The sequence below is a fragment of the Neorhizobium sp. T25_27 genome, assembly GCF_002968565.1.
GTDB lineage: Bacteria > Pseudomonadota > Alphaproteobacteria > Rhizobiales > Rhizobiaceae > Neorhizobium > Neorhizobium tomejilense.
This window is the reverse complement of the sequence record NZ_PVBJ01000008.1, coordinates 167660-180227: the sequence shown is the minus strand read 5'-3', so window position 1 is coordinate 180227 and position 12568 is coordinate 167660. Positions and strand designations below refer to the sequence as shown.

Sequence of the window (12568 nt, the reverse complement as noted above, 5' to 3'; positions counted from 1 at the left end):
GGGGTAAATGAATTCGAAACTTATCGCTGCCGGCGGCTGGCTGCGGCGCCGCGCCGAAAATCTCCTGGCACTGATGCTGCTCGGGATGTTTGCCGCCTTCGTTCTGCAGATCGTCTTCCGCTACATCCTGAACCTGTCGGTTGGCTGGACCAACGAGATCAGCGTCGTGTTGTGGATCTGGATCGTGCTGTTTGGCGCTGCCTTCGTGGTGCGGGAAGTGGAGGAGATCCGCTTCGACTTCTTCTGGGCTGGCGCCGGCGACAGGGCGCGGCGGGTGATGCAGATCATCTGCGCCATCGCGCTCGTCGTCCTGTTCGGCATATCCCTGCCGGCGGTGATCGATTACGTGACCTTCATGAAGGTGGAAAGCACCGCCTATTTGAAGATCCGCTTCGATTACCTCTATTCCATCTACATCGTCTTCGCTGTCGCAATGATCGTGCGTTACATCTGGCTTGGGGTGCTCGCGGTTCGCGGCAGGGCGCCCGAAGCCTTTGATCCCACCAAGGCGGGCTCGGGCGTATGAACTTCACCAGCCCCTTTTCGATCGCGCTCGTCGTCATCACGGCGCTCGCCTTCCTTGGCCTGCCGATCGGCCTTTCCATGATGTGCGGCTCGATCCTCTACCTGCTTCTTGCCGGAGCGGACATGGGCACGGTGGCCGAGCAGTTCCTGAACGGCATGTATTCGAACTACCTCATCCTTTCGGTCCCGCTCTTCGTGCTGGCCGCGGAGTTCATGAATATCGGTTCGATGACCGAACGGCTGCTGGCATTCTGCAACGTGCTGGTCGGCCGCTTCCGTGGTGGACTGGCGCAGGTCAATGTGGTGCAGAGCATCATCTTCGCCGGCATGTCCGGCTCGGCGATCGCCGACGCCGCCGGCAGCGGCCGGATGATGCAGAACATGATGACGCGGGACGGGCGTTATACGCCAAGCTACGCCGCGGCGCTGACGGCCGTCACCTCCGTCATCGGTCCGATCATTCCACCCTCGATCCCGATGGTCATCTATGCGCTCGTGTCGGATGCCTCGATCGGCTACCTTTTCCTTGCAGGGATGGTGCCTGGCCTGCAGATGGCCGGCCTGCAGATGATGCAGGTGGCGATCACCGCGCGGCGCAAAAATTTCCCGGTCGAAGATCCGGTGCCGCTGCGGGATATTCCCCGCATCACCTGGCGGGCCTTCCCGGCCTTGATGATGCCGGTCGTGCTGCTCGGCTGCATCTATTCAGGTATTACGACCCCGACCGAAGCCGCCGCGCTCGCCGCCGCCTATGCGCTGGTCATCTCGCTGGTCATCTATCGGAGCATCAGCTTCGGAGCTTTCTACGATTCGCTGTTGCTCAGCGCCAAGTCGACGGCGTCGATCGGCATGTTGATCGCCGGTTCCCTGGTCTTCAACTATGTCGTGACGATCGAAAATATCCCGGACACGCTGCGGGTGCTGTTGACCAGCTGGGACCTGACGCCCACCGGCTTTCTCATCCTCGTCAACGTCCTGCTGCTTCTGCTTGGCTGCGTGCTGGAAGGCACGGCGATCCTCCTGATCATCGTGCCGGTCTTCATTCCGACCGCCCAGGCACTCGGCATCGATATGGTGCATTTCGGAGTCGTGGTGGTCGTCAACATCATGCTCGGCCTTGTCACGCCGCCTTACGGGCTGCTGCTCTTCATCATGACGAACATTTCCGGTGTGCCGGTGAAGGACATCATCAAGGACGCGGCACCCTTCATTTTCTGGATGGTGGTCAGCCTGATCATCATCACTTTCGTGCCGGACGTCGTCCTCTGGCTTCCGCGCCTAATGGGCTATCAGGGGTGAACCGATGAAACCGATCTATATTCTCAACGGTCCGAACCTCAATCGGCTCGGGAAACGCGAGCCGGAAATCTACGGCACCACGACGCTTGGCGAAGTGGAGGCGTGGTGCCGGGAGGCGGCGGGCGAACGCCCGGTCGAATTCCGCCAGACCAACAGCGAGGAAAAGCTGATCGACTGGGTGCATGAGGCGATCGACGAGGGTGCGGGGATCATCATCAACCCTGCCGCCTTCACCTTCACGTCGCTGGCGCTCCTCGATGCGTTGAAGATGTTCGAGGGGCCGATCATCGAGTTTCACATCAGCAACGTCCATCGCCGTGAACAGATCTATCACAACTCCTATGTCTCCATGACGGCGACGACGGTGATGGCCGGCCTCGGGGCTACAGGTTATCCGCTGGCGGTAAAGGCCCTGGAACAGCTGATCGAAGAAAAGAGACGATAGCCGGTCGAGCGGCTCGCGTTCGGGTAAATAACGCTCTCGGCCCAAAGGCTAATATTGACAGGCAATGTATACAGACTTATTGCTGGTATAACGGCGTGGAGGGGGAGCGGCAGGCCGGCGGTTTTCTTGGCAGGGCAGGGCATGCCTTTTTTATCCCGGTTTTTCTTGCGGTTTGGATGTCTGGCTCGAAGTTGGTCGTTTGCGGGAGCGGTTTTTGGCAAAACGCGACGTAAGCGGTGGATTTGTATACACGGATTTGTGAAATCCAGGCCCCAGCTCTCGGGAAACATCTAGCCATGTTCAGCCGGCTAACGAACGCGGAAAATAGTCGGGCGCCAAACTGTCGCGCCCGTTGACTGTTGATCGCGATGTCCCCGATATATCCGACAGGCTGTGACGGGCCGGACGCCGCAAGGAGGATGCGGTCTGTCACCGGGAGCTTTGAGAACAGTTCGTCTTTGAGGAGGAAAGAGAATGATTACCAGAAGAACATTGATGGCTGCGGCCGGTCTCGCCATGGGCGGCCTCGTTGCAATTCCGGCATCCGCGCAGGAAACGGTCAAGATCGGCCTTATCCTGCCGATGACCGGTCCGTTCGCGTCCACCGGCCGTCAGGTCGAGGCGGGTGTGAAGGCCTATATGGCGCTGAACGGCGATACCGTCGCCGGCAAGAAGATCGAAGTCGTGCTGCGCGACGACGGCGGTGTCGCCGACCAGACCCGCCGCATCGCCCAGGAGCTCGTCGTCAATGATGGCGCCAAGATGCTGATGGGCTTCGGCTTGACGCCGCTTGCCATGTCGGTTGCGCCGGTTCTCAACCAGGCGAAGATCCCGGCGATCATCACCTCGGCAACGACCTCGGCGATCATGCCGCAGTCGCAGTATTACGTCCGCACCTCGATGGGCGGCCCGCAGTCCGCCGTTCCGGTGGCCACCTGGGCAGTGCAGAACAACCTGAAGAAGGTCGTGACGCTGGTCTCCGATTACGGTCCGGGGATCGATATTGAGCAGGGTTTCACCAACCAGTTCAAGAAAGACGGCGGCACGATCGTCGAGGCGATCCGCGTTCCGCTGGCGAACCCGGATTTCGCCCCCTTCCTGCAGCGCGTCCGTGACGCCAAGCCCGACGCGGTCTTCGTTTTCGTGCCGGCCGGCATCGGTGCGCAGTTCATGAAGCAGTATGTCGACCGCGGCCTTGCCGACGCCGGCATCAAGCTGATTGCCACCGGCGACGTCACCGACGACGACCTGCTGAACGGCATGGGTGCGGTCGCCAAGGGCGTCATCACCGGCCATTTCTACTCGGCCCTGCACGACAGCCCGGAAAACAAGGCTTTTGTCGCCCAGGTGAAGAAGGCCGCCAAGAACATGCGCCCGAACTTCATGGGCGTCGGGGGTTATGATGCCATGACGCTCGCCTATCTGGCGCTCAAGAAGACCAATGGCGATACCGACGGCACCAAGCTCATCGAAGCCATGAAGGGTGCCACCTGGGTAAGCCCGCGCGGCCCGATCACCATCGATCCGGCCACCCGTGATATCGTCCAGGACATCTACATGCGCGAAGTCAAGGAAGTGAACGGCGAACTCTACAACGTCGAATTTGCGACCTTCCCGAAGATCAAGGACCCGAACGCCAAGTAAGGCGGAATGGAACTTTCGACATGTGAATGGCGGACCGAGGTCCGCCATTTTTGGTATCGAGTCTGCTAACGGCCCGATACTGGACTGTCGTGGCGTTGCCCGGCTTGTTCATGCTAGCCATGCTTGGTTTTCAGCATCGCGCACCGGAAGGGAAATAGCCGTAATGAAGTGCTTGCGGATCTATGCCACCCCCGATGGTGAATCCCATTTCGACGAAATTGAACTGCCGACAACCAAGAGGTCGGTGCACCCCGATGCCGTGCCTTTCGACGTGACGGCCAGTTATCCGGCGTCCCGGGTCCGCCTCACCCATATCCCGGCAGGCATGCGAGAGGTTGCCTGGCATACGGTCCCAGAGCCTGTGCTTACGGTCAGGCTGGATGGTTCGGTCGAATACGAGACGAGCGACGGAGAGGTGCGTCACGTTCAGGCGGGTAGTTTCGTGTTGGTGGAAGACACATACGGCAAGGGCCATCTGTCACGCCATTCTCCAGAGGCGCAAACTGTCATCTGGATTTCACTCCCGAACGGCCTTGAATTGCCGTCCGCATAATTTGTGCGGCCTACAAGGCCGTCCCTAGCCACCTAGATACCAGAAACATCGTAGAAGATGGATCGGTACCGATGGATCGAGATTGGCGGTTCTTCCGTTGTTGTCGTATGCATGGGTCCAACAAATAGGCGGGCCAGACGCTCCATGCGCTGCGAGGGCGCCGTACCAGACGGAGTTTGAGATTGAGTGTTGCCTTCACCAAGGAAGAGAGTTCCGAAACCGCTTCGGAAACCCTGCTGCCGGATCGTCCGATTTCGCCGCATCCAAACCTCGTGACGGAAGCGGGGCTGAAGGCCTTGGAACTGCAGCTCGCGCAGGCGCGCGAGGCCTATGGCGCGGCGAGCGCGATCGAGGACGTCAATGAACGGCGGCGGCAGCAGGCAAATCCGTTGCGCGATGTGCGGTATTTTGCGGCGAGAGCTCACACGGCCCAGCTTGTTCCAGATCCGACGTCGTTCGAGAATGTCGCCTTTGGCAGCACCGTGACCTTCAGCCGCGACGATGGGCGCGTCCAGACCTATCGGATCGTCGGAGAGGATGAAGCGGACCCCAAGGCCGGATCGATTTCCTTCGTTTCGCCGGTCGCAAGGCTGCTTGTGGGCAGGGCTGTCGGAGATGTCGTCAGCGTCGGCGGTCAGGAGCTGGAGATCCTCGCAATCTCCTGAAATGCTCATATAGCCGCTGTATCCGTGTTCAAACCGTTGAATGACGGGTTGAGCAGCCGTCCGGCAATGGTTATCAGGTGCTGACTGCAAACCGACCTTCAGCGAACCACAAGGCGCATCCCGGCATGACCCCAGATTTTCTCGTCACCCATTCGGGTGGCTTCCATGCCGACGAACTGCTGTCGAGCGTCGTCCTGACCCGGCTTTTCCCAAAGGCTCGGATCGTTCGCAGCCGGGCGCCCGAATGGATCACGCCCGGTGCCGACCGCATCATCTATGATGTCGGCGGCGCCTATGACGCTGCGGCGCAGGTCTTCGATCACCACCAGCGCGGCGCGCCGCTGCGCGACGATGGCCAGCCTTACAGCTCGTTCGGATTGGTCTGGAAGCACTATGGCCGTGACTACCTTGCCGCCCTGGGCCTTCCCGGGGCTCATATCGAGACTTTGCATGCCTCTTTCGACGGGAGCTTCGTGCTTCCAATCGATCTGATGGACAATGGTGCGCTCAGCCCCTCGATTGCGGGGCCGCTGGCTGGGCTCACTCTGCCATCTCTCCTGGAAACCCTGAAACCCGTGTTCGACGAAAAAGACCCGGAAGCAGAAAACCGTGGCTTTCACGCGGCACTTGCCATTGCCCGCAGTTTCGTCGAGGCACGGATTGCCCAGAGCGCTGCCAAACTGCGGGCCGAGGCGCTCGTGCACCAGGCGATCGTGGATACGGGCGAAGGCCGCATTCTGGAATTGCCGGCGGGAATGCCGTTCCGCCCGGCGATCATCAAGGCCGGCGCCGATCATCTGTTGTTCGTCGTTCACCCGCGCGACAAGGACTGGTGCCTCACCACCATCCGCCGAGCGGATGAAGGTTTCGAGGTGCGGGCCGATCTGCCGGCGGCCTGGGCCGGCCTGACCGACGGTGATCTCGAGGCAGTCTGCGGCGTCGAAGGCGCCAGCTTCTGTCATAATGGCCGGTTCATCGCCGCCGCCAGGACCCGCGAAGCGGCGCTCGTGATGGCGGAGCTCGCGGTTAGGGAAGCTGTCGCCAACGGGGTCAAGTAAAGGCGAGAAAGAACGGCGGCAGCCGAGGCGGTCTGTTGGGGGCCGGGCTTCCGCTTCCTGTGCCAAACAGATGTGCTAGAAGAACCCATCATGAGTTCCTCGCGGCCCGCTTCCTCATCCACCATCCTGCATCACAGCCTCAGGCATCTGAGGGCGTTCCTCGCGGTCGTCGATACCGGCTCGGTGACCAAGGCGGCGGAGCTCTGCTTCGTTTCCCAGCCGGCAGTTACCCAGGCGCTGTCGAAGATCGAAAAGACCGCCGGCCTGCCGCTGTTTTCCCGCACGCCGCAGCGGATCTTTCCCAATGGCGCCGGCGAGATCCTGGCGCTGCGCATCAAGCGCGCCTTCGGATATCTTGATCCCGCCTTGTCGGAGCTGTCGCCGCGACTGCGGGTGACGACGACGACCGCACAGCTGAAATCGCTGATCGCGGTCCGCGAAACCGAGAATTTTACGCTGGCGGCGAGCCGCCTGGGTCTCAGCCAGCCGGCGGTCTACCGCGCCGTCAGTCAGCTCGAGGAGGCGGCGGCGCGTCCGCTGTTCGAACAAACGTCCTACGGCATCGTCGCCACGCGTGCGGCCCATGCGCTCGCTCAGGCGGCAAGGCTCGCCTTCGTCGAGCTCGAACAGGCGGATGCCGATCTTGCGGAACTGACGGCGGCCGAGATCGGCCAGATCGTCATCGGCGCGACGCCGCTTGCCAAATCCTATGTGCTGCCGAAGGCGATCGCCGGGTTCCGCAAGATCCGGCCGAACCTGCCGATCCAGATCCAGGAGGGTCCCTACCCGGACCTGCTGGGTGCCCTCCGGCGCGGTGAGGTGGATTTCATGCTCGGCGCGCTTCGGGTGCCGGCGCCGATCGGCGATGTGGAGCAGAAGGTGCTGTTCCACGACACGGTGGTCATGGTTTCGGGGCAGGCGCATCCGCTGGCCGGCCGTGAGGCGCTGACGGTCGAGGAGCTTGCCGCCTTCCCCTGGGTAGTCAATCAGAGCGGCACGCCGATGCGCCGGTATTTCGACAGCGTCTTTGCCGGTTCGCCAAGCGGGCCGCCGAAGAGCATCGTCGAAACCGGCTCGCTGATCCTGATGCGCGAGCTCCTCGATTCCAGCGATCATCTCGGCTGCACGTCCCGTCTCCAGGCGGAAGCGGAGATCGCCCGCGGGCTGATGCGGGCGCTGTCTTTCGACCTCAGCCACACATCGCGGCCAATTGGCGTGACGACGAGAAGGGACTGGCTGCCGACGGCCGCACAACAGGCGTTCCTGGAGCTTCTGCCCACCTGGTCCGATCGGCCGCTATAACCATAACTTATGAGTCTGGCAGATGAACTGATTGAGCGTGGAGACGCGGCCGGGCTAAGGTGCAAATGTGCCAGGCAGGTGGAGAGACTGGTGTTGGCACGGGGATCGCCGTGTCGAGGCCCATGGAGGTTGACGAAAAGTTGAAAATGGTGGGACGTCGAAGTATCTCGACCCGTTGACTGACGTATCGGCAGTCAACGATATAGGCTACCGGTTTTGGCGGGCCTGGGCTGAAGTCCGGCAAGGTCTCCATAAGAAAATACTGCACTCGGAGGAGGAAATACATGCTGAACAGAAGAATGCTCATGGCAGCGGCGGGCGTAGCGCTCAGCTGCCTTGCCGCCATTCCGGCAGCCGCCCAGGAAACCATCAAGATCGGCCTTATCCTGCCGATGACCGGCCCGTTTGCGTCGACCGGCCGTCAGGTTTCGGCCGGCGTCAAGACCTTCATGGCGATGAAGGGCGACACGGTCGCCGGCAAGAAGATCGAACTCGTCATCCGCGACGACGCCGGCACGGCCGACCAGACCCGCCGCATTGCCCAGGAACTGGTGGTCAACGACGGCGCCAAGGTTCTGGCCGGCTTCGGCCTGACGCCGCTCGCCATGGCGGTCGCGCCGGTCGCGACCCAGGCAAAGATTCCCTCCGTGGTCATGGCAGCCGGCACGGCTTCCATTACCAAGGCGTCGGAATACATCACCCGCACCTCGGGCACCCTGCCGCAATATTCGTTGCCGGTCGGCACCTGGGCCGCCGCCAACAAGATCAAGAAGGTCGTGACGCTCGTTTCCGACTACGGTCCGGGCATCGATGCCGAAAAATGGTTCACCAAGGAATTCAAGGCCAAGGGCGGCGAGATCGTCGAAGCCGTTCGCGTTCCGCTCGCCAACCCGGATTTCGCGCCCTTCCTGCAGCGCGTCCGTGACGCCAAGCCCGATGCCGTATTCGTCTTCCTGCCTTCGGGTGCCGGTTCGTTGTTCATGAAACAGTTCGCCGACCGTGGCCTCGCCGATGCCGGCATCAAGCTGATCGCGACCGGCGACGTCACCGACGACGATATCCTCAACTCGATGGGCAAGCCGGCAATCGGCACCATCACCGGCCATTTTTACGCGACCGCGCATGACAGCCCGGAAAACAAGGCCTATGTCGCCGCCTTCAAGAAGGCCAATGCCGACATGCGCCCGAACTTCATGTCGGTCGGCGGTTTCGACGGCATGGCGCTGATCTACGCAGCGCTCGAAAAGACCAAGGGCGATGCCACCGGCCCGGCCTTCATGGCAGCCGTCAAGGGCCTCTCCTGGACGAGCCCGCGTGGTCCCGTCTCGATCGATCCGGAAACCCGCGACATCATCCAGAACATCTACATGCGCGAGGTCAAGGACGTGAACGGCGAGCTGCAGAACGTCGAGTTCCAGACGTTCAAGGATCTCAAGGATCCGGAAAAGGCAGACGCCATGTAAGGGCAAGGATAGCCCTCACTCCGCCTCCGCCTCCGCTTCGCTCGGCGCACCCTCTCCCCGTAAACGGGGCGAGGGGGGACCGCAACCGGCGCGGCATGCCTTCTCCCCGGCTTGACGCGGAGAAGGTGCCGGCAGGCGGATGAGGGGCAGGTTCGTAACAAGAAGGTCAAGGCACTTGAGCCTCTTCGTTTTCCCGGCGACAATGCCAGGCAACATCATCGCTCGCAGCAGGGCCTCGCAGAGAAGAGTTACATGCTGACAATCCTGTTCGACGGCATCGCCTACGGCATGCTGCTTTTCATTCTGGCCTGCGGGCTGACGGTGACGCTCGGTCTGATGAACTTCATCAACCTGGCGCATGGCGCATTTGCCATGGCCGGCGGCTACGTGACCGTGGTGATGATGAACCGCTACGGCATCTCCTTCTATTGGTGCCTGCCGGCGGCCTTCGTCGTTTCGGCGCTGATCGGCCTCGTGCTGGAGCGGACGCTCTACCAGTGGCTCTACCAGGCGCCGCATCTGGACCAGGTGCTCTTCTCGATCGGCATCGTTTTCATGGCGATTGCAGCGACCGACTATTTCATGGGCGGCCAGCAGCAGCTGATCAACCTGCCGCCGGAACTCTCCGGCCGCATGGACGTGTTCGGCGTCGGCGTCGGCCGCTACCGGCTCTTCACCATCATCGTCTGCGCGGCACTTGCGCTAGCGCTGCAGCTCATCCTCTCGAAGACCCGCTTCGGCAGCCGGCTGCGCGCCGCGGTCGACGACCGGCGTGTCGCCATGGGCCTCGGCATCAACGTGCCGCTGGTTTTTGCGCTGACCTTCGCCTTCGGTTCGGGCCTTGCCGGTCTCGGTGGGGCGATGGGCGCGGAAATCCTCGGGCTTGATCCAAACTTCCCGCTGAAATTCATGATCTATTTCCTCATCGTCGTCTCGGTCGGCGGCACCTCCACCGTCTCCGGCCCGTTCCTTGCCGCCCTGCTGCTCGGCATTGCCGACGTGGCCGGCAAATATTACGTGCCGGCGATCGGTCCCTTCGTCATCTACGCGCTGATGATCGTCATGCTGATCGTGCGGCCGAACGGCCTGTTCTCAAGGGGCGGCCGATGAGCGTTCTTCCGCAGGAAACCACCGTGTCCGCAAATTCCTCCACTGCTGCAGCCGAGGCCCGCGCTGCCAAGCTGATGAAGCGCAGAAGCCGCATCCGCTTCTACGAGATCATCGTCTGGATCGCCGCGATCGCCGCTTACTTCCTGCTGCCGTCGAAGATGCTGATCCTCACCGAGATCGCCATCCTGGCCCTGTTTGCCGTGTCGCTCGACCTGGTGCTCGGTTTCGCCGGCATCGTCTCACTCGGCCACACCGCCTTCTTCGGCCTCGGCGCCTATGTGGCGGGCCTGATGGCGCAGCATTATTTCGCCGAACCGGTGACCGGGCTGATCGTCGCGGGCGTCGCCTCCGGCGTGCTTGGCCTTCTCACCAGCTTCCTCATCCTGCGCGGCTCCGACCTCACCCGTCTGATGACCACGCTCGGCATCGGCCTGATGATGGCGGAAGTCGCCAACCAGATGGCCTGGTTGACCGGCGGCGCCGACGGGCTTTCCGGTTTTTCGCCCGGCCCAATCCTCGGCATGTTCGAGTTCGACCTGTTCGGCAAGGTCGGTTATCTCTATTGCGTCGGCGTCCTCTTCATCGGCACGATGATCATGCGCCGCATCGCCTTCTCGCCTTTCGGCCTGTCGCTGAAGGCGATCAAGGGCAATTCGATGCGCTCCGCCATGGTCGCCGTGCCTGGCCGCAAGCGCATCGTTACCGCCTATACGATCGCGGCGGTGTTTGCCGGCATGGCGGGGGCGTTGCTCACCCAGACGACGGCCTTCGTTTCCCCCGATGTGCTCGCCTTCCACCGCTCGGCCGATGTTCTGCTGGTGCTCGTCATCGGCGGTACCGGTTATCTCTATGGCGGCATCTTCGGCGCGATCCTGTTCACGCTGGTCAAGGACTGGCTGTCGGTGATCACGCCGCAATACTGGATGTTCTATATCGGCCTGCTGCTCGTTATCCTGGTGCTGATCGGCCGTGACCGGCTGTCGCGCTGGGTCGAATACCTGCCCGAGCGCCTCTCGAAGAAGGAGGACCGCTGATGAACGAGATCGTTCTCGAAACCAGGCACCTGGTGCGCCGCTTCGGCGCCTTCCTTGCCACCAACGATGTGAGCTTGAAGGTGGAACGCGGTGCTCGCCACGCGCTGATCGGCCCGAACGGCGCCGGCAAGACGACGCTGATCAACCTTCTGACCGGCGTGCTGCCGCCGTCGGAAGGCCAGGTTTTCCTCGAAGGCGAGGACATCACCTCGATGGCCTCGTTCCGGCGGGTCAAGCGTGGGCTGACCCGCACCTTCCAGATCAACCAGCTGTTCAACGAGTTCACCCCGCTCGAAACGGTGGCGCTGGCGATCGCCGAACGCGAAGGCGTTGGCCACAATCTGTGGCGATCGATCGCCGGTTACGGCAAGGTGGTGGACGAGGCGGCAGACCTGCTGGCGCGCTTCGGCCTTGCCTCTGTGATGGGCGAGCGCACCGTGATCCTGCCCTATGGCAAACAGCGCCTGCTCGAGATCGCGCTGGCCTTTGCGTCAAAGCCACGCGTGCTGCTGCTCGACGAACCGGCGGCCGGCGTGCCCGAAGACGAGCGGCACGAAGTGCTGCAGATCGTCTCCGACCTTCCGGCCGACGTCACCGTGCTGCTGATCGAGCACGACATGGACCTGGTCTTCTCGTTCGCCAACCGGATTTCGGTTCTGGTGGCGGGCGCGGTCTTTGTCGAAGGAACGGTTGCGGAAATCTCCAATGATCCGCGCGTCAAGGCCGTCTATCTCGGAGAAAACGCATGAGTGCCCCGGTCCTGGTCACCGAAAAACTGGTCGCGGGTTATGGCGAGGCGAGCGTTCTCGCCGGCATCAGCCTGACGATCGGAGAGGGCAAAACGCTAGCGTTGCTCGGCCGCAACGGCACCGGCAAGACGACCTTCGTCAATACGCTCGCCGGCGTCACCACCCATCATTCCGGCTCGATCCACCTGATGGGGCGCGACGTGACGAAACTGCGGGCCGACCGCCGTGCCGCGGCAGGCATCGGCTGGGTGCCGCAGGAGCGCAACATCTTCAAGTCGCTGACCGTCGAGGAAAACATGACCGCGATCGCGCGCCCTGGCGTCTGGACGCTGGAGCGGGTCTACACGATGTTCCCGCGGCTGAAAGAGCGCCGCAAGAACCTCGGCAACCAGCTCTCCGGCGGCGAACAGCAGATGCTGGCGGTCGGTCGGGCGCTGATGGTCAATCCGAAACTGCTTCTCCTCGACGAGCCGACCGAAGGCCTTGCGCCGATCATCGTCGATGAACTGCTTTCGGCGATCCAGCGCATTACCCAGGGCGAGGGCATGTCGGCCATCATCATCGAGCAGAAGGCCCGCAAGGTCCTGCCGCTTTCCGACGACGCCGTCATCCTCGATCGCGGAGCGATCGTTTACCAGGGTACCAGCGCCGACCTGCTCGCTAACGAGGATATCCTCGGAAAGCATCTGACCGTGGAAAAGGGTGCAAGGCACTAGTTCCG

13 protein-coding genes are annotated in these 12568 nt (G+C 62.1%); all 13 read left to right on the top strand.

The genetic code is table 11. The annotated features are described in order from the left end of the window. Positions 1-7: 7 nt before the first annotated feature. A complete protein-coding gene (locus tag C5J24_RS21655) occupies positions 8-526 on the top strand; it encodes a TRAP transporter small permease (RefSeq protein ID WP_046631909.1) in 519 nt (172 codons plus the stop codon). Further along, entirely contained in the window at positions 523-1824 is a 1302-nt protein-coding gene (locus C5J24_RS21650) for a TRAP transporter large permease (RefSeq protein ID WP_105420851.1), read from the top strand. The genes C5J24_RS21655 and C5J24_RS21650 overlap by 4 nt, the downstream gene beginning before the upstream one ends. Before the next feature lie 4 nt (positions 1825-1828). Further along, on the top strand, positions 1829-2269 hold the full coding sequence (locus tag C5J24_RS21645) for a type II 3-dehydroquinate dehydratase (RefSeq protein WP_105401508.1): 441 nt from the start codon (positions 1829-1831) through the stop codon (positions 2267-2269). A 474-nt stretch (positions 2270-2743) separates the two neighbouring features. After that, a complete protein-coding gene (locus C5J24_RS21640) occupies positions 2744-3913 on the top strand; it encodes an ABC transporter substrate-binding protein (RefSeq protein WP_105401507.1) in 1170 nt (389 codons plus the stop codon). 163 nt (positions 3914-4076) lie between these two features. Further along, positions 4077-4466, top strand: coding sequence for a hypothetical protein (locus tag C5J24_RS21635; RefSeq protein ID WP_105401506.1), 390 nt, complete (start codon positions 4077-4079; stop codon positions 4464-4466). A gap of 182 nt (positions 4467-4648) precedes the next feature. Then, complete coding sequence (greA, locus tag C5J24_RS21630) at positions 4649-5131, top strand: transcription elongation factor GreA (RefSeq protein ID WP_105420849.1); 483 nt, start codon at positions 4649-4651, stop codon at positions 5129-5131. 125 nt (positions 5132-5256) lie between these two features. Continuing rightward, positions 5257-6189: an MYG1 family protein gene (locus C5J24_RS21625; RefSeq protein ID WP_105420847.1), complete on the top strand. Its 933-nt coding sequence runs from the start codon at positions 5257-5259 to the stop codon at positions 6187-6189. Between the two features lie 90 nt (positions 6190-6279). Beyond that, the gene (locus tag C5J24_RS21620) at positions 6280-7491 is read left to right on the top strand and encodes a LysR family transcriptional regulator (protein WP_105420845.1); all 1212 of its coding nucleotides are present in this window, start codon (positions 6280-6282) and stop codon (positions 7489-7491) included. A 284-nt stretch (positions 7492-7775) separates the two neighbouring features. Next, positions 7776-8954: an ABC transporter substrate-binding protein gene (locus tag C5J24_RS21615; protein ID WP_105420843.1), complete on the top strand. Its 1179-nt coding sequence runs from the start codon at positions 7776-7778 to the stop codon at positions 8952-8954. 252 nt (positions 8955-9206) lie between these two features. Further along, positions 9207-10064 carry a branched-chain amino acid ABC transporter permease gene (locus C5J24_RS21610; protein WP_046631922.1) on the top strand — a complete coding sequence of 286 codons (858 nt, stop codon included), beginning with the start codon at positions 9207-9209 and terminating at the stop codon, positions 10062-10064. After that, positions 10061-11098 carry a branched-chain amino acid ABC transporter permease gene (locus C5J24_RS21605; protein WP_105420841.1) on the top strand — a complete coding sequence of 346 codons (1038 nt, stop codon included), beginning with the start codon at positions 10061-10063 and terminating at the stop codon, positions 11096-11098. Before C5J24_RS21610 ends, C5J24_RS21605 begins: the two co-directional genes overlap by 4 nt. Continuing rightward, the gene (locus tag C5J24_RS21600; RefSeq protein WP_105420839.1) at positions 11098-11847 is read left to right on the top strand and encodes an ABC transporter ATP-binding protein; all 750 of its coding nucleotides are present in this window, start codon (positions 11098-11100) and stop codon (positions 11845-11847) included. Before C5J24_RS21605 ends, C5J24_RS21600 begins: the two co-directional genes overlap by 1 nt. Then, on the top strand, positions 11844-12563 hold the full coding sequence (locus C5J24_RS21595; RefSeq protein ID WP_105420837.1) for an ABC transporter ATP-binding protein: 720 nt from the start codon (positions 11844-11846) through the stop codon (positions 12561-12563). The genes C5J24_RS21600 and C5J24_RS21595 overlap by 4 nt, the downstream gene beginning before the upstream one ends. Positions 12564-12568 lie beyond the last annotated feature (5 nt).